Source organism: Kocuria sp. BT304, assembly GCF_003290245.1.
Classification (GTDB): domain Bacteria; phylum Actinomycetota; class Actinomycetes; order Actinomycetales; family Micrococcaceae; genus Kocuria; species Kocuria rhizophila_A.
The window spans coordinates 1,301,132-1,318,797 of sequence record NZ_CP030039.1; the positions used below are offsets into that span (position 1 = coordinate 1,301,132).

Here is a 17,666-nt window from a genome sequence, read left to right on the forward strand (position 1 = left end):
TCGCGTCCGGGCCGGAGCCGAGTAATGCTGTGCAGCACCCCCGACCCCAGCCGAGGTGGACCCATGGACCGTCAGCAGGAATTCGTCCTCCGCACCATCGAGGACCGGGACGTGCGCTTCGTGCGGCTGTGGTTCACGGACGTGGTGGGGACCCTCAAGTCCATCGCGCTGGCCCCGGCGGAGGTGGAGGCCGCGTTCGAGGAGGGGCTCGGCTTCGACGGCTCCTCGATCGAGGGCCTGTCCCGCGTGTTCGAGTCGGACATGCTGCTGCAGCCGGACCCCTCGACCTTCCAGCTGCTGCCGTGGCGCGGTGAGGACGAGCCCACCTCGCGCATGTTCTGCGACCTCAAGACCCCGGACGGTGAGCCCTCTGCGGCGGATCCGCGCGGTGTGCTCAAGCGCGTGCTCGCCAAGGCCTCGGACATGGGGTTCACGTGCTACACGGCGCCCGAGATCGAGTTCTACCTGCTGCGCTCCCCGGAGCTGGACCCGGGCACCGGTGAACCCGTGCCGGTGGACTACGAGGGCTACTTCGACCACGTCCCGGGCGGAGTGGTCCAGGACTTCCGGCGCCGCGCGGTGAGCATGCTCGAGGCCGTGGGGATCTCCGTGGAGTTCTCCCACCACGAGGCCGGGCCGGGGCAGAACGAGATCGACCTGCGCTACGCGGACGCGCTGCAGACCGCGGACAACATCATGACGTTCCGCACCGTGATCCGTGAGGTGGCACTGTCCCAGGGCATCTACGCCACGTTCATGCCCAAGCCGTTCTCCCGCCACCCCGGTTCCGGGATGCACACCCACTTCTCCCTGTTCGAGGGGGACACCAACGCGTTCTACGAGGCCGGGGCGGAGTTCCGGCTCTCGGACACCGGACGGCACTTCATTGCCGGGCTGCTGCGCCACGCCCCGGAGTTCACGTCCGTGACCAACCAGTTCGTGAACTCGTACAAGCGGCTGTGGGCCGGGGACGAGGCCCCCTCCTACATGTCCTGGGGGCACAACAACCGTTCCGCGCTCGTGCGCGTGCCCCTCTACAAGCCGGACAAGGTGCAGTCCTCGCGCATCGAGTACCGCGGCATCGACTCCGCAACCAACCCCTACCTGTCCTACGCGGCGCTGCTGGGAGCGGGGCTCAAGGGCATCGAGAACGAGTACGAGCTGCCGCCCGTGGAGATGGACGACGTCTTCTCCATGAGCAGCGCTGAACGCCGCGCTGTGGGACACAAGCCCCTGCCGTCGAGCCTGCACGACGCCATCGGGCTCACCGAGGAGTCGGAGTTCATGGCGGAGCTGCTCGGGGAGCAGGTCTTCGAGTACTTCCTGCGGAACAAGCGACGCGACTGGGACCAGTACCGCCAGGAGGTCTCCCCGTACGAGCTGCGCACCAACCTGGGCATCCTGTAGGCGCCCGGTGAGCGACACGGCGGGCACCGCGCGGGAGCGGGCCGAGAGGATCTCCGCGAAGGACCTGATCGCCATCGGGTTCGCGGACGTCACCAACGCGCGCCGCTGGCTGGGCTTCGGAGAGCTCGACGCCGTGGACCTCGCCGCGCTGCTCACGGGACTGAGCCACGCGGCGTCGCCGGACGTCGCGCTGCAGCTGATCGTGCGGCTCATCGAGCAGCACCCGCAGATCGCGGAGCGCATCAACGGCGATCCCGCGGATGCCGAGACCATGTACCGGCTGCTCGGTGCCTCGGAGGCCCTCGGGGAGTTCCTGCTGCGGGCACCGGAGAACCTCGACCTGCTGGACATCCGCCCGCAGGACCGCCCGGGCGCGGAGCAGCCCGAGGCCTTGCGGCGCGCGCTGCTGGAGTCCGTGGGGGCGGACCCCGAGGCCGACACCCCCGTGGCACGGCTCACGGGCGCGGAGGCTCAGAAGGCCCTGCGCACCGCCTACCGGCGCGGGCTCACGCGTGTGGCCGTGCGCGACGTCGGCGCCCTGGACCCCGTGGAGCACATGCCTGCGGTGGGCCGCCAGCTCGCCGACCTCGCGGGAGCGGCACTCGAGGCGGCGCTCGCCGTCGCCCGGGCCCAGGCGTACGAGCGCTGGGACGAGGCGCTGGTGGAGCAGGTGCGCCTGGCCGTGATCGGCATGGGCAAGTGCGGCGCGCGCGAGCTGAACTACATCTCGGACGTGGACGTCGTGTACGTCGTGGAGACCCGCCCGGCGGAGTCCGGGGAGGTCCCGGACGAGAGCACGGCCACCGAGATCGCCACGGAGCTGGCCCACGTGCTCGCCCACACCGTGATGGCCACGGGCCCCGAACCGGCCCTGTGGGAGGTGGACGCGAACCTGCGCCCCGAGGGCAAGGATGGGCCCCTGGTGCGCACCCTGGACTCGCACGTGCGCTACTACAAGCGCTGGGCGAAGTCCTGGGAGTTCCAGGCGCTGCTCAAGGCCCGCTGCGTGGCGGGGGACCGCGAGCTGGGGGAGCGCTACGAGGACGCCATCGCCCCGTTCATCTGGTCCTCCGCCGAGCGCGAGGGGTTCGTGGAGTCGGTCCAGGCCATGCGCCGTCGTGTCACCGAGAACATCCCGGAGGCGGACCGGGACCGTCAGATCAAGCTCGGCCCGGGCGGGCTGCGGGACGTCGAGTTCACCGTGCAGCTGCTGCAGCTGGTCCACGGGCGCGGGGACGAGACCGTGCGGACCCGCGCCACCACGGATTCACTCACCGCGCTGTCCTCGGGCGGCTACATCGGCCGCAAGGACGCCGAGGAGTTCGGACGCAACTACCGGTGGCTGCGGCTGCTGGAGCACCGGATCCAGCTGTTCCGGCTGCGCCGCACGCACCTGATGCCGCGCGACGAACGCGAGCTGGCGGTGATCGCCCGCTCGGTGGACGGCGCCCGGGAGGGCTCCCACCCCACCGCCGCACGGCTCGTGGAGCAGTGGAGCGCGCTCAAGCGCAGCGTGCGCTCGATGCACGAACGGATCTTCTACCGGCCCATGCTCGCCGCCCTGGCCAACGCCCCGGCGGACACCACCCTCACCACGGACTCGGCACGGGACCGCCTGGCGGCCCTCGGCTACCAGGACACCAGGGCGGCAATGCGCCACATCGAGGCGCTCTCCCGCGGCGTCAGCCGGCGTGCGGAGATCCTGCGCACGCTGCTCCCCGTGCTGCTGGACTGGCTCGCGGAGGGCGTGGACCCGGACGCCGGGCTGCTCAACCTGCGGCGCGTGTGCGAGTCCCTGGGCACCACACCGTGGTTCCTGCGGCTGCTGCGGGACTCCAACGCGGCGGCCGAGCGGCTGTGCCACATTCTCTCCAGCTCCCGCTACGTCTCGGACCTGCTGGAGGTCTCGCCCGAGGCCACCGCGTGGCTCGGGGACGACTCGACCCTGGCCACGCGCAGCCTCGAGGACCTCGGCACGGAGATGCGCTCCCAGCTCTCCCGGCACCGGGAGCCCGCGGACGCGATCCGCGCCGTCCGCCAGATCCGACGCCGCGAGCAGCTGCGCATCGCGCTCGCAGACACGAGCGGCGTCGCCGACGTCGAGGCCACCGTCCGGGGCCTGTCGGACGTGGACCAGGCCACCGTGATGGCCGCGCTGCACCTGGCCCAGAAGGAGTGGGAGACCGAGAACGGCGAGCCGGCGCCAGCGCACGTGCTGGTGATCGCCATGGGCAGGCAGGGCGGCCGGGAGATCGGCTTCGGCTCGGACGCGGACGTCATGTACGCCTACGAACCCGCGGAGGGCGCGGAGCCGGGGGCCGCCCAGGCTGCCGCCGAGAGCGTGCTGGCCCGGATGGTCAAGCTGCTCAAGCAGCCGTGCACCCCGCCGATCGTGGCCGAGCGCGTGCTGGAGATCGACAACGACCTGCGGCCCGAGGGCCGCTCGGGTGCGAGGGTGCGCTCCGTGGCGTCCTACGCGGAGTACTACGAGCGCTGGGCGGAGACGTGGGAGGCCCAGGCCCTGACCCGGGCCCGCTACATGGCTGGCTCGGAGGAGGTCGCCCACGCGTTCTTCCGCGTGGCGGACCGCCACCGGTACCCGGCCGAGTTCACGGACCGTCAGCTCGTGGACATCCGCCGCATGAAGGCGCGCGTGGAGAACGAACGCATGCCGCGCGGGGCGGATCCGCTGCGGCAGGTCAAGCTGGGGCGTGGCGGTCTCTCGGACGTCGAGTGGCTCGTGCAGCTGCTGCAGTTGCAGCATGCCCACGAGGTTCCCGAGCTGCGCACCACGTCCACGCTGCCGGCGCTGCACGCGGCGGTGGCCGCGGAGCTCGTGGGGCCTGAAGACGCCTCCGTCCTGGAGCACGCGTGGAAGCTCGCCACCGACATCCGCAACGGCAACGTGCTGCGCTCCGGGCGCGCCTCCGACTCTGTGCCGTCCCGGCGGGCGGATCTCGAGGCCGTCGCACGGTGGATCGGGTACGAACCCGGTTCCGCGACCCAGCTCGAAGAGGACTACCTGCGGATCAAGCGGCAGTCGCGCTCAGTCTTTGAGCGGCTGTTCTACGGCCGCTGAGCCGCCCCCACGGGGCGCACGGGTGCGACGGTGCCGTCGCCTCCCGTCCGCGTGGGCTTCATTCGCCGCTCGGTCACCGTGGGCGGGCAGTTCGGTGGTGCACCGCCGGCGGCGGAAGCCCCCCGCGGCCTCAGTGCTCGCGCCCGTTGGTGCCGTCGTCGTAGGCGGCGTCGCGCGAACCCACCTGACGGGACACCGACAGGTGTCCGCCGAGGTACCCGCCGAGACCGGCCGCGGACATGCCACCCAGTGCCAGCACGCGGCCCAGACCGTGGCGGCCCGCACGGCGGGCGAACCACGAACCGGCCTGCAGCGCGGCGGCCGCACCGTTCGCCCCCGCGTGCACCACGGTCACGCGCTTGTCGCGCTGCTGCAGCCCCGAGTACTCGGCCCAGCCGGTGAGAGCGGAGGGCACGGCCGAGAGCACACCGACGCCCGTGAGCAAACGCGCGGCCCGGCGGCCGTCACTGCCGCCCAGGGTGTCCAGCACGAGGGCGCTCATCCAGGTGCCCATGGGGACCTCGATGATCAGGGGGTGCAGGGCGTGCCCCAGCCGTTTGCCGCGCAGCAGATCGCGAATGCTCTCGTTGCCGGTGATCACGGAGGAGAGCGCATCGGCCGCGGTGACCACGGGATCCAGGGCACCCGCATTCTCGAGCGCCCGCATAGGCGGGGTCAGCAAACTCTCGGGGGTGGTGGAGGTGTGGACGTGCTGGGACGTGGTCATGGTGGGTGCCTCTCGTCGCTGACAGTGTGAGGTCATTTTCGCACCGTCGCGGCTCGGCGAACACCCCTGCAGATGCGGTGCGGATCCCTCATCACTTGTCGTGGCTCCCGCCCCGGCGTCATCCAGCCATGGCCACGGCGCGGGAGCCGTGGGAGAACGGTCCCGCACGGACGAGGCCGTTCTCCAGGCCAGCTCGCCGAACACGTGGTGGTGCCCCAGGAGGGAGTCGAACCCCCGACCAAGAGATTAGAAGGCTCCTGCTCTATCCACTGAGCTACTGGGGCGTGCCGCGCGCAGCGATCACCCAGTTTAGCAACGCGTCGACTGCCCGCCGCGCGTGCCCGTGCGGTGCGTCCTGCACAGCCCCGACAACGACGCCGCCCGGCCGGGCGATCTCCCCAGATCCGGTGCGCGGCGCTCGCGGCGGCCCCGGTGCGCCGGACAGTGGGAGCACCCCGTACCGGGGTTCACCGACCGCACCGGGACGCCCCGGGAGGTCACGAGACGAGGAGCACCTCATGAGCGAGCACATCACCCTGCGCGGATTCGTGGGCAAGGACCCGGAGTCACGGCTGTTCGAGGACGGCACCATGGTGGCCAGGTTCCGCCTGGCCACCACCACCCGGCGCTTCGACGCCGCCAGCAACACGTGGCAGGACGGGTCCACCAACTGGTACACGGTGCGCTGCTTCCGCACCCTGGCGATGCACGTGATGGCCAGCGTGCGCTGCGGGCACCCCGTGGTGGTCACCGGCAAGCTGGGCATCAACGAGTGGCAGTCGGAGACCGGACCCCGCACGGTGGTCCAGGTGGACGCCGCCGCCGTGGGCCACGACCTCAGCTTCGGCACGGCCAACTTCTCCCGTTCGGGTGGGCGGGCCCAGCGCTCCGGCAACGCCGAGGGCGCACAGGCCCGGGAGGACACCGGTGACGGTTCCGCGGACGGCGCGAGCGGCGTCGTCCGGGGCGAGGACGAGGCGGGAACCGGAGCCCGGTACCGGGGCGCGCAGTCCCTGGGCCTGAGCGAGGACGGGTACGTGGACGTGACCTCCGGCGCGGTGATCGCCGTGGACGCGGACGACCACACGTTCGACGGTCTGGGAGCCCACGGCGATGGCACTGACGAGACCCGTGGGACCCGGGACGCCGGTGGGGACGACGAGGACACCGCGGGGGAGAGCTCCACGTCCGAGGACAGGGAGCCGGCAGCGGCCGCCTCGTGAGTGGCCCGCGGCCGAGCGCCCAGACGCGTTCCGGGTGGGCGGGGGCTTTAGCGGGTGCACCGTTCGCGGGGCGCGTGCGAGCCCGCGGGGCCACCGCACACACGGGGGTGTTCCGGGTCCGGCCGGAATGCCTCCCCGCCCACGGTGGCACCGGCCACACCACCGCGGTGCCCACCGGGATCGTGGCTCGCGGGGGCACGGCGGCGCGGTAGCCTGGAGGGCATGGCGGAATTTATCTACACCATGAACAAGGCCCGCAAGAAAGTGGGCGACAAGGTCATCCTGGACGACGTCACCATGTCGTTCTTCCCGGGCGCCAAGATCGGCGTCGTGGGCCCGAACGGCGCGGGCAAGTCGACCATCCTGAAGATCATGGCGGGGTTGGACCAGCCCTCCAACGGTGAGGCCCGGCTGAGCCCCGGCTACTCCGTGGGCATCCTGCTGCAGGAACCCCCGTTGAACGAGGACAAGACGGTCCTCGGCAACGTGGAGGAGGGCGTGGGCGAGATCAAGGCCAAGCTCGACCGCTTCAACGAGATCTCCGCGGAGATGGCCGAGCCGGACGCCGACTTCGACGCCCTCATGGAGGAGATGGGCAAGCTGCAGGAGGAGATCGACTCCGCCAACGCGTGGGATCTCGACTCCCAGCTCGAGCAGGCGATGGACGCCCTGCGCTGCCCCCCGCCGGACGCGGACGTGAAGGTCCTCTCCGGTGGTGAGCGCCGCCGCGTGGCACTGTGCAAGCTGCTGCTGGAGAAGCCGGACCTGCTGCTGCTGGACGAGCCCACCAACCACCTGGACGCCGAGTCCGTGCTGTGGCTCGAGCAGCACCTCGCGAGCTACCCCGGTGCGGTGCTGGCCGTGACCCACGACCGGTACTTCCTGGACCACGTGGCGGAGTGGATCTGTGAGGTGGACCGCGGTCGCCTCTACCCGTACGAGGGCAACTACTCCACCTACCTGGACACCAAGGCCAAGCGCATGGAGATCCAGGGCAAGAAGGACGCCAAGCAGGCCAAGCGTCTCAAGGACGAACTCGAATGGGTCCGTTCCAACGCCAAGGGCCGCCAGACCAAGTCCAAGTCCCGTCTGGCGCGTTACGAGGAGATGGCGGCCGAGGCCGAAAAGACCCGGAAGCTGGACTTCGAGGAGATCCAGATCCCACCGGGGCCCCGCCTGGGCAACCAGGTCATCGAGGCCAGCGACCTCAAGAAGGGCTTCGGGGACCGCTCCCTGATCGACGGGCTCTCGTTCTCGCTGCCGCGCAACGGCATCGTGGGCGTGATCGGTCCCAACGGCGTGGGCAAGTCCACCCTGTTCAAGACCATCGTGGGTCTCGAACCGCTCGACGGCGGCGAGCTGAAGATCGGCGATTCCGTGCAGATCTCCTACGTGGACCAGAACCGCGAGAACCTGGACCCGGAGAAGACCCTGTGGGAGGTCGTCTCGGACGGGCTGGACTACATCAACGTGGGCAAGGTGGAGATGCCGTCCCGCGCCTACGTCTCCGCGTTCGGCTTCAAGGGCCCGGACCAGCAGAAGAAGGCCGGCGTGCTCTCCGGTGGTGAGCGCAACCGCCTGAACCTGGCGCTGACGCTGAAGCAGGGCGGCAACCTGCTGCTGCTGGACGAGCCCACCAACGACCTCGACGTGGAGACCCTCGGCTCGCTCGAGAACGCGCTGCTCGAGTTCCCGGGCTGCGCCGTGGTGGTCTCCCACGACCGGTGGTTCCTGGACCGCGTGGCCACCCACATCCTCGCGTGGGAGGGCACCGAGGAGAACCCGGACACCTGGTACTGGTTCGAGGGCAACTTCGACGCGTACGAGGAGAACAAGGTGGAGCGACTCGGCGCCGACGCCGCTCGGCCCAAGCGCCTCACGCACCGTCGTCTCACGCGCGACTGACGGCTCTGCCCGGTCCGCCGCACGACGACGCCCCGGTCACCGCCCGCACCAGGGCGGGTTCCAGCGATCCCCGCAGCACCCTGAATGTCAAGGAGCTGCGGGGATCGTGTCGTCGGATGAGATGCACGTGGCGTTCATGTCGGGCCCGGTGGGGTGCGAGGTTCCGTGCACGGTCGGCGGCCACCGGGGACACTGGAGTGGCGCACCTGTGGACCGTGCACGTCCGGCACCCGCGCTGGACCGAGACGAGGAGCACCGCCGTGAAGTTCGTCATCCTGATCCACTCGAACCCGCAGCCGTGGGCGCACCCCACGAGCGAGCACACCCGTGAGTACCAGGCCCTACCGCAGGCGCAGAAGGACGAGCTCGGCGCCACGTGGGACCGCGTGGTGGGCGAGGCGGAGGCGAACGGGGAGGTCGTGTTCGCCTGCCCGCTCGGCGACCCGGCCGCCGCACGCGTCTACGTCCACGACGGGCAACCCGTTCCCACCAACGGACCCTACTCCGGGAACGGGGAGCACCTCGCGGGCTTCTTCGTCATCGACGTCACGTCTCGCGAGCGTGCGGAGCACCTCGCGGCCGCGTTCTTTTGCCCCGGGGACACCGTGGAGCTGCGCCCGGTCATGACCCCCGGGGAGTGAGTCCGGGGGCCGGCCCCGGACGTCGATCGGGCGAGCGGCAGCCTCGGCGCGGCACGGAAAGAGCCTCTCCCAGGATTCGTGCCCCGGGGCAGCCCGGCCGGCCAGCACGAGGCTGGTCCCCGTCACGACGACGGTCCGGTCATCGCGACATTGTCCCCGGTCGCGACGATGCCCGGTGCTCCCGGGGCGTGGGCGGCCACCGCGGCAGCACCACCCCGGTCACCCTTCGACAAACGACGACCGGGGTGGGCTCACACCCTCCAGCGCCTGTGGGCAGCGGGCGTCGTCAGCCCTGGGCGTGGGCGGCTGATCCGTCGAGGCGCAGGAACGCGAGCCGCCCGGTCTTGCCCGGCAGCTCGATGGCGGGGCCGAGCTCGAAGCCGGTGGCCTCCAGCCGGGCGAGGGCGCGGTCGTTGGACACGTCCGGTTCGGCCACGATGCGCCGTGCGGTGCCGTGGCGGACGATCTGCTTGAGCACCGCGCGCCCGAACGCTCCGGTGAATCCCGGCGCGCGTTGCCGCGTGGGCGCGAGCAGCACGTGGACCCCCAGGTCCCCGGGCTCCACCCGGTAAGCGGCACCCACGGGATCGGCGTGCGGCTCGTAGGTCTGGAAGATTCCGGCGGGGGTCCCGTCGAGCTCCAGCAGCCACGCGTGGTGGGTGGGGGAGTCGGCCAGGTACCCGTAGACCTCCGCGACCTGCTCGCGGGTGAGCCCGGTCATGCCCCAGAAGCGCGCGCGGGGTGCACTGACCCACTCGTGGATCACGGCGGCGTCGTGCGCGGGATCCACGGCGCGCAGCCGAGCGTGCGCTCCGGCGTCCGCCGCGTCTGCCGGGATCGTGCCGAGGTCGATCACGCTGCCCGGGGTGCCCACCGCTCCCGCGGGCACGAACGGCAGCGCCTGGTCCATCTCGCCGCGCGCCCAGCGGTGCACGGGGGCCTCGTCTAGCCGGCCGCGGTCCACGGGATCGGGGGTGATCCACCACGACGCCGCGGGGTCGGCGAGGTCCCACAGCACCCGGGCCGCGGGCACCCGCAGGCACGCGGGCCCCGAGCCGGGCAGGGTGCCTGCGGCGAGCAGGCAGTCGGTGTCCCCGCCCACGGCCACCGGCGTGGCAGGTGTCATGGCGGGGTCCGCGCGCCACGGGGCGAACGCGTGCAGGGTCCCCCACGGGGGCAGCAAGGACCCGGACGGTCCCAGGTGCTGCTCAGCCACCCGTTCCAGGGCCTCCAGGGCGCACCCGGTGACGTCCACTCCCAGGCCCGGTCCGCGGCGGACGATGTTCTCCACCGCGAGACCCACCCGTCCGGTGCCGTCCAGGTACGGGTCCCACAGTGCCGGCATGCCCGTGGGTCCGGTCAGCGCGCGCAGCTCGGTGCGGTCCACGAGTTCGCGCACGAACGCGTCGCGCCACACCGCGAACCAGGACGCCACGGTGGACCCGGTGGCCATGTCCCCGTCCCACGCGAGCAGCCGGGCCCGCACCCAGGAGGCGGTGTGGGAGAGCCGTCGCCCGGGCGCGGCGGGGCGACCCGCCACGGGTGCGTCGTCCTCGGGCGCGCCCCCGGCGGCGCGTACCGGCTCGGCGAAGAGACTCCGCAGCAGCCGGGGCCAGTGGGGTGCCGCGGTATCGAGCTGCGCGGCCAGCAGGTCCTCGTGGCGCACGACCCCGTGCTCGGCCACGGCGGCGTCGAGCAGGGCGGCCGCCCGGTGCGCCCGGTGCGGGGAGGCACACGCGAGTCGCGCCGCGGAGCCCTCGGCGTCCGAGGGGCGCTGGTTGGCCCGCACCGTGATCCCGCGCGGTTCACGGGGTGGTTCAGCGGTCCCGTGGAACGCCCCGGCCACCGTGTGGCGGCACCGCCCCTCGGAGTCCGCGGCGAGCACGTCGTTGCACGGCACGGCCCACCCGGACTGCGCGGCCATCACGTCCTCCGCCGTCCGGGCACCGAGCAGCTCCCGGCACGCGGCGAGCGCCCGGGAGGGCTCCGGCACGGGGGCGGGAGAGACCACGGTGACGGTCGCGGTGGCACCGGGGGCGGCGTCGTCGAGCAGGGCCTGCTCTGCCTCGGTGCCGGGCAGCACGAAGCCGGCCCCGCAGCAACGGACGGTGACGGGCCGCTCCACACCGTCGCGGGCCCGCAGCACGGCGTGGCGGACCGCGAGCGGCTCGCCCGTGCCCGTGACGTGCCACGTTCCGTCCCGCGCCTCGACGGGCAGCTCGGTGAGCGTTTCGGTCGCGGTCATGGCCGCGGTGATGGCCCACGCCGCGGTCTCGGTGCGCCCGAAGTGCGCCACGCCGGGCAGGCCCACGAGGGCCAGACCGCGCACGCGGAGCCCCGGAGCGGAGAGGCACACGGGCTGGTAGGGCCCGGACTCCTCGACGATCCGGTGCGGGTCCGCCGCGAGCAGCGGCGCGCCGCTCACGGAGAGCTCCCCGGGGACGAGCCACGCGTTGGAGCCCGCGCCCGCGGGGGACTCCGCGTCCAGCACGGGAACCCACGCCTCACCGAGCACGCGGCGCACGCGGCGTCGCCAGAGCTGCTCGGGGAGGCTGCCGGTGAGCAGGTGGGCGTCCAGGTGCACCGCGATCGGGGTCCACGGGTCCCACGGGCGCGGGGGCTCCTGCGCGAGGCCCGCCTCGCGCACATCGGGGGTCTCGGCCCAGACCCGCGCGAGCGCCTCCGAGATCCCCCGGGCGTACGCCGCGAAGAACTCCCGGTCCGGCCACGACGCCGCCTCCCACCAGCGCCGCGCGGTGCCCACGACGTCCGCGGCGAGACTCAGCGCGTCCGCCTCGAACGCGTCCGGGCCCAGCAGCTCGGCGGACCGGGACTCGGCCCGGCGGCGCAGCACCTCCGCGTACCACGCGCGGTCCAGACCGGTGACGTACCCGTGGCCGTGGGCCAGCGCGGTGAGGTCCTCGGCCTGGACGTGCGGCACGCCGGCGGGATCACGAAAGACCCGCCATCCCTGTCCCTCGATCATCGAACTCCTCCTCGGGTGTGGTCGCGGAACGCGGCGAGCGGATTCTCCAGCCGGCCCGCGTAGGTCAGGGACTCCGACTGGTTCGCGAGGTCCACCATGCGCTGGGGGTTGCGCAGCTGCAGCCGGTTCAGGCACGAGTGCGCGAAGCTCTCCCGGAACAGGTTTAGCTCCCGCCAGTGCTCGGGGAACCGCTCGCGGTGCTCGTCCAGGGACTGGGCGGCGATCCGCCAGAACCGCGTCTCGTCCAGGATCCCGGTGGTGTGCAGCAGCACGGCCAGGTGGCGCAGCACGCCGTCGAGCACGTCCGTGTGGACCGCGAGTTCGCGCTCCTCCGGGTCCGTGACGGCCCGGACGCGCTCGATCTCTGCGGGCAGCGGACGGTTGCTGAGCACGGCGACCTCCTCGCCGAGGTCTTTCCAGAACGCCCCCACGGGGAAGCCGTCGCGCAGCCGCAGGATCACGTTCTCGCTGTGGGGCATCATCGCCGTGTCCTGGGACAGCAGCAGGTGGGCCACCGGCACGAGGTACACGTCCAGCAGCGCCCGGACCCAGTCTTCCGCAGGGACTCCCGAGCGCTCGATCCACGCCCCGGCCAGCGGGCGCCCGGCGCGGTCCGTGTGCAGCACGCCGGCGAGGCTCGCGGCGTGCTCACCCGGTGCCAGCAGGGGCAGCGGGGACTCGCGCCACAGGGCGGCCAGCTGCTTCGTGTGGTCCGAGCGCACCCCGCTGCGGTGGTGCGCGTCCCCGGTGTAGCCCACCGAGGCGTGCTCCCGCAGTACCCGGATGCCGCGCTCACGGAGGAACTCGTCCTGCTCGGTAATCGTGTGCAGCCAGTCGCTGATGGCGGGCATCGCGCGCATGTACGCGGGGGAGAGTCCCCGCAGGAAACCCATGCTGTGCACGCCCATGGCGGTCTTGGCGTAGTCCCGGTGCGGGTCGGTGACGTCCAGGAACGTGCGCAGGGACTGCTGGGCCCGCCAGAGGTGGTCACCCTCTCCCAGCAGGACCAGGTCCCGGCGCAGCACGTCCGGGAGCATCCCCGGCAGGATGCGGTGCTCCCACTGCCACGGGTGCACGGGGATCACGGTGTAGTCGTCCGGGTTCTCACCGGCGTCGCGGAGCACCTCGCGGAAGCGCTCGCGCTCGCCGATCGTGAGGTGACGCCGCACGTGCTCCTCGTCGTCCAGCTCCACGCCCAGGGACACGGTGCACAGGGACCGGCGCGCGGCCAGCCACGTCAGCGGGGTGGGCTCGGCGGCCTCCGGCGCCCAGGCCTCGGCCTCCGCGGCGCCCAGGCCCACGCGCCCGGAGCTCGCGACGAACCCGGGGTGTCCGCGGTCCAGGAAACGCTCCACCTCGGGCAGCTCGCTGTGGGCCAGCTCCGCCGCGGTGGGCGCGGGAGCCGCACGACGCCGCGCCATCGAGTACATGGTGGCGGAGAGGTCCTCCAGGTACAGCGGCAGCATCTCGTCACTGAGCCCCAGCGCGTCCCTAAGATCCAGCACGGCCTGCTGGGCGTCCGGCGCGGTGCCGCCCGTCTCCCGGCCGTCCGCGCTCGCGGGCACGACCACGCCCGGTCCCGGCGCGGCCGATGACGCAGCATCGCTGTCGCCGGGGCAGCCGTCCGGTGCGTGCTCGGGGTCGAGGCGGCGCACCGAGTCCGGGTCCACCTCCCAATGCTCGAGCGGGTGCCGGGTGGCCTCGAAGAACCAGCGCGGGGCACCGGAGGCGTCCGCCACCGTCCACCCGGCGCCATGCGGCACGGGGCTGAGCAGCCGCTCATGGCTGAACTCGGAGAACATCTTGGCCAGCACGTCCCGCTGCAGTGCACGCGCCGCCTCCCGGTTCAGGCCGGGCGCCCGCGTGGGGTGCGGTGCGGTGCGCCGGGCGCCGTCGGTCGGGTGCTGCCGCTGACCGAGGTCCGTCATCGGGTCACCTCCGTGCTGCGGTGCTCGGCGGCGAGCCGGGTGGTTGCCGTGGAGGGCGCGGTCCGCTCCTGCGGGGTCGGTGCCGAACCGTCCCGGGCGGTGGCGGCCGGGGGATGGGGACCGCTGGGTGCGGGCGCGTCCTCGGCGCCATGGCTTCCGACGCCCGGGGAGTGCGGTGCAGGGCGTCGCTCGCGGCTGTCTGCGGCCGCGGGGCGCGGGCCGCCGGGAGCGGGCGAGTTCCTGACGTCGTCGCCCGGGGAGGAGGGGACACTGCGGCGCTCGCGGGCGGCGTCGTCCTCCCCGTCCTTCCAGGGGGCGGGGTACGCGCGGTCGACGACGCTCACGCACGCGGTCTTGCCCGGCAGCCGGCACTCGCCGACCTCGCGGAACCCGGCCCACCGGTTGATCGCGCGGATCTTCTCGTTGCGCACGTCCGGTTCCACGAGCACCCGCCGCACCGCCGGGTCCGCGAACAGGAACCGGAGGGACGCGGCCATCACCGCGCGCGTGGTGCCGGGCACGGGACGGGTGGACGGAGCCACGAACAGGTGCAGACCGGCGTCCCCGTCGCGCACGGGCCACACCGCGGCGAGCGGGCTGCGGGCGGGGTCGTAGGTCTCGAGCAGGGCCAGGGGTTCACCGTTCTCGCTCACGAGCCACGCGTCCTCACCGGGGGCCGCGGCCATCCGGCGGTACTCGCGCGCAACGTCTTCCGGGGACGCGCCCACGAGCTCCCACGCGTGGGCGCGCGGGGCGCTGAGCCACGCGTGGAGCAGCGGCAGATCGGCGTCCACGTCCACGGGCCGCAGCGAGAACGAGCGGCCCTGCGCGCGGAGGCTTGCAGCGCCGTCGTGCCACTGGGAGGGGTCCACCCGGGGCACGGAGGCGGCCTGCTGGATCATCCCGAAGCTCTGGAACGTGGTGTGCGCCTCGGTGGCGTAGGGGGTGCGTCCGGTGACGTGCGCCAGGACGTGGGCGTTGCGCAGCGCGCCCATGCCCAGATCCGGTGCGGTGAGGGCATGGGTGTGCTCCCCGTGGTTGAGCACGTGCACGGTGCCGTCCGCACTCGCCCGGTGGTGGCGCTCGGGGCTCAGCCGCCCCGCCGAGTCCAGGGCGAGCTGCTCGCGGACCGGCTCGAGCCAGTCCAGGGCCGCCGGGCGGTAGCCGGTGGCGGCGACCACGGCGTCCGTGACCGTCTCGCGCACCCGGTGGTTCTCCGTGTGGCGCCACTGCAGCACCGTGCGCCCGGCCTCGTGCCACGCACCGGTCAGCTCGGTGGCCGCCACGAGACGGACCGGAGCCGCGTGGGCGTCCCCGCGGCGCACGTAGAGCGCCTCGTGGATCGCGTCCACCGTGTCGTCCGAGATCCCGCGGTGCAGCTGCGGCTGGGACGCGTTGAGCCGGTCCCGCTCCGCCTCCGGCAGGGACCGGAAGTGGTCCAGGTAGTCCGGGGAGGTCAGCTCCAGGGAGAGCTTGGAGTACTCCATGGGGTAGAAGCGCGGCGAGCGTGTGATCCAGTCCACCGCGGGACCGTCCGGGGCAGTGACCAGGTCCAGGAACACCTCGGCCGCGGACTGCCCCGAGCCCACCACGCTCACGTGCTCCCGGCTCACGAGGTCCTCGCGCCGCGTGAGGTACTCACCCGCGTGCACCGTGGCCCCGGAGACCTCCGAGAGCTGCGCGGGCAGCTGCGCGACGGTGCCGGTGCCCACCACCAGGTGGCGGGCCCACCACACGTGGCGCTCGCCGTGCGCGTCGACCTCCACGCACCACGGGCCCTCACCGGCGGGCCGGGTGACCTCCACGACCCGGTGGCCCCAGTGCACCCCGCGCACGCGCTCGGCGGCCCAGCGGCAGTACGCGTTGTAGTCCCGCCGCAACGGGTAGAAGGATTCCCGCACGTAGAACGGGTAGAGCTGGCCCGTCTCCTTGAGCCACTGCAGGAACGAGAACCGGGACGTGGGGTCCGCCATGGTCACGAGGTCCGCCAGGAACGGCACCTGCAGGGTGGCGTCCTCGAAGAGCAGCCCGGGGTGCCAGTCGAAGCCGTCCGCGGCGTCCAGGAAGGCGGCGCGCACGTCCGTCAGGGGGTCGGCGAGACACGCCAGACCCAGGCCGAAGGGGCCCACACCCACGCACAGCAGGTCCAGGGGGTCCTCCGGCGTGCCGCGGTCCAGGGTGCTGCGGTCCGGAGCGGCGTGGGCCGCGCGGGATGGCGCGGCGTCGTCGGTCGGGAACGGGGCGGATTCACGGGGGGTCATGCGACAGCCTTTCCGGTGTGCTCGCGGGTGGTCAGGTGCAGGGCGGTGGTGTGGACCAGGTCCAGGACCTCGCGGACGTCCTCCACGGTGGTCTGCGGGTTGAGCAGCGTGAGCTTGAGGCACGGGCGCCCGGCGATCTCCGTCTCGGCCACGGTGGCCTGCCCGGAGTCCCACACGGCGCGGCGGACCGCCCGCACCCACGGGTCCGGGCGGGGATCGGCGCAGTCCTGCGGGGGCAGCCAGCGGAACAGCACCGTGCTCAGGCTCGGATCGCACACGAGCTCGAAGCGCGGGTCCTCGCGCAGCTCCTCCGCCACACGGGCCGCGAGGTCGATCACCGTGTCGAACATCTCACCGATCGCGTCCGGGCCGAGGGTGCGCAGGGTGACCCAGAGCTTGAGGGCGTCGAAGCGGCGGGTGGTCTGCAGGGAGCGGTCCACCTGGTTGGGCTCGGGGGTGTCTGCGGGGTTGAGGTACGCCGCGTGGTGCGTGCAGTGGCGCAGCGTGCGCCCGTCGCGCACCACCACGGCGGAGCACGCGACCGGCTGGAACCACGTCTTGTGGAAGTCCACGGTCACGGAGTCGGCCCGCTCGATGCCGTCCAGCATGGACCGGTGGGCGGGGGAGACCAGCAGGCCACCCCCGTAGGCGGCGTCCACGTGCAGCCAGATCCCGCGCTCGCCGCACACCCGTCCGATCTGCTCCAGGGGGTCCACCACCCCTCGGTCCGTGGTCCCGGCGGTCGCCACCACGGCCATGGGCTCCAGGGACTGGGAGTCCAGGTCCGCGAGCACCCGTTCCAGGGCGGGCACGGACAGGGCACCCCGGGAGTCCACCGGCACGGGGATCACGCAGTCGTCGTCGAGGCCCAGGATGCGGGCGGCGGTGACCACGGAGAAGTGGCCCTCCGCGCCGGCCAGGATGCGCAGCCGGGCGGCCCGCACAGGCCGGGGTGGGGCGCCCGGGGTCTGGGCGGAGCGTTCGAGGCACTCGTCCCGGGCCAGCATCAGGGCCTGCAGGTTGGAGGTGGTGCCGCCCGGGGTGAACATCCCGTCTGCGGCGTCCGGGAAGCCGATGCGCCCGGCGGTCCACGCGAGCAGCGAGCGCTCCATCGCGGTGGCCGCCGTGGACTGGTCCCACGTGTCCAGGGACACGTTGACCGCCGCGGCCAGGGTCTCGGCGGCCACCGCGGGCACGGCCACGGGGCAGTTGAGGTGGGCGAGCGTGCGCGGGTGGTGGAACCACACGGCGTGGCGCAGCCAGGTGGAGTCCAGCTCGTCGAGCGTCGCGTCGAAGTCGCCCAGTGGCGCGTCGAGGTCGATCCGGGACACGGCGCCCGTGAGGTCCTCGTGGACCGAGGGCTCGTGGGGCTGACGTGCGGCGGCCATACGGGCCGCCCCGGCGGCGGACGCCGCGGTGACGTCCCTCACGAGGTCGGTCACGGTGTCCTGGTGCAGCAGGGAAGAGCTCATGGAGCGGTGATCGCTTTCCGTTGGAGACACGCGGAGA

10 protein-coding genes and 1 tRNA gene are annotated in these 17,666 nt (G+C 72.8%); 5 read left to right on the top strand and 6 right to left on the bottom strand.

What is annotated here, in order from left to right:
- The first annotated feature begins 63 nt into the window (after positions 1-63).
- Complete coding sequence (locus tag DNL27_RS05910) at positions 64-1,407, top strand: glutamine synthetase family protein (protein WP_012398157.1); 1,344 nt, start codon at positions 64-66, stop codon at positions 1,405-1,407.
- A 7-nt stretch (positions 1,408-1,414) separates the two neighbouring features.
- The gene (locus DNL27_RS05915; protein WP_204360336.1) at positions 1,415-4,486 is read left to right on the top strand and encodes a bifunctional [glutamine synthetase] adenylyltransferase/[glutamine synthetase]-adenylyl-L-tyrosine phosphorylase; all 3,072 of its coding nucleotides are present in this window, start codon (positions 1,415-1,417) and stop codon (positions 4,484-4,486) included.
- A 130-nt stretch (positions 4,487-4,616) separates the two neighbouring features.
- Here DNL27_RS05915 and DNL27_RS05920 read toward each other — a convergent pair whose 3' ends face one another.
- Complete coding sequence (locus tag DNL27_RS05920) at positions 4,617-5,213, bottom strand: DUF2231 domain-containing protein (RefSeq protein ID WP_239494468.1); 597 nt, start codon at positions 5,211-5,213, stop codon at positions 4,617-4,619.
- A gap of 208 nt (positions 5,214-5,421) precedes the next feature.
- A tRNA-Arg gene (locus tag DNL27_RS05925) sits at positions 5,422-5,497 on the bottom strand.
- Between the two features lie 234 nt (positions 5,498-5,731).
- Between DNL27_RS05925 and ssb the strand changes: the two genes are divergently transcribed.
- The 3 genes from ssb (at position 5,732) to DNL27_RS05940 (ending at position 8,982) form a co-directional block, all read left to right on the top strand.
- Positions 5,732-6,436 carry a single-stranded DNA-binding protein gene (ssb, locus tag DNL27_RS05930; protein WP_112234984.1) on the top strand — a complete coding sequence of 235 codons (705 nt, stop codon included), beginning with the start codon at positions 5,732-5,734 and terminating at the stop codon, positions 6,434-6,436.
- Positions 6,437-6,658: 222 nt separating this feature from the next.
- A complete protein-coding gene (ettA, locus tag DNL27_RS05935; RefSeq protein WP_012398161.1) occupies positions 6,659-8,341 on the top strand; it encodes an energy-dependent translational throttle protein EttA in 1,683 nt (560 codons plus the stop codon).
- 260 nt (positions 8,342-8,601) lie between these two features.
- Positions 8,602-8,982 (top strand): YciI family protein, encoded by a 381-nt coding sequence (locus DNL27_RS05940; protein WP_112235774.1) that lies wholly within the window; start codon positions 8,602-8,604, stop codon positions 8,980-8,982.
- A gap of 286 nt (positions 8,983-9,268) precedes the next feature.
- Here the strand turns inward: DNL27_RS05940 and DNL27_RS05945 are convergent, their stop codons facing one another.
- Genes DNL27_RS05945 through DNL27_RS05960 form a run of 4 tightly spaced genes read right to left on the bottom strand, consistent with a single transcriptional unit; the run spans position 9,269 to position 17,629 of the window.
- Positions 9,269-11,968, bottom strand: coding sequence for a GNAT family N-acetyltransferase (locus tag DNL27_RS05945; protein ID WP_112234985.1), 2,700 nt, complete (start codon positions 11,966-11,968; stop codon positions 9,269-9,271).
- Positions 11,965-13,896: an IucA/IucC family siderophore biosynthesis protein gene (locus DNL27_RS05950; protein ID WP_112234986.1), complete on the bottom strand. Its 1,932-nt coding sequence runs from the start codon at positions 13,894-13,896 to the stop codon at positions 11,965-11,967. The genes DNL27_RS05945 and DNL27_RS05950 overlap by 4 nt, the downstream gene beginning before the upstream one ends.
- The gene (locus tag DNL27_RS05955) at positions 13,893-16,157 is read right to left on the bottom strand and encodes a GNAT family N-acetyltransferase (protein ID WP_112234987.1); all 2,265 of its coding nucleotides are present in this window, start codon (positions 16,155-16,157) and stop codon (positions 13,893-13,895) included. The genes DNL27_RS05950 and DNL27_RS05955 overlap by 4 nt, the downstream gene beginning before the upstream one ends.
- On the bottom strand, positions 16,154-17,629 hold the full coding sequence (locus DNL27_RS05960; protein WP_112234988.1) for a pyridoxal-dependent decarboxylase: 1,476 nt from the start codon (positions 17,627-17,629) through the stop codon (positions 16,154-16,156). Before DNL27_RS05960 ends, DNL27_RS05955 begins: the two co-directional genes overlap by 4 nt.
- Positions 17,630-17,666: the final 37 nt, after the last annotated feature.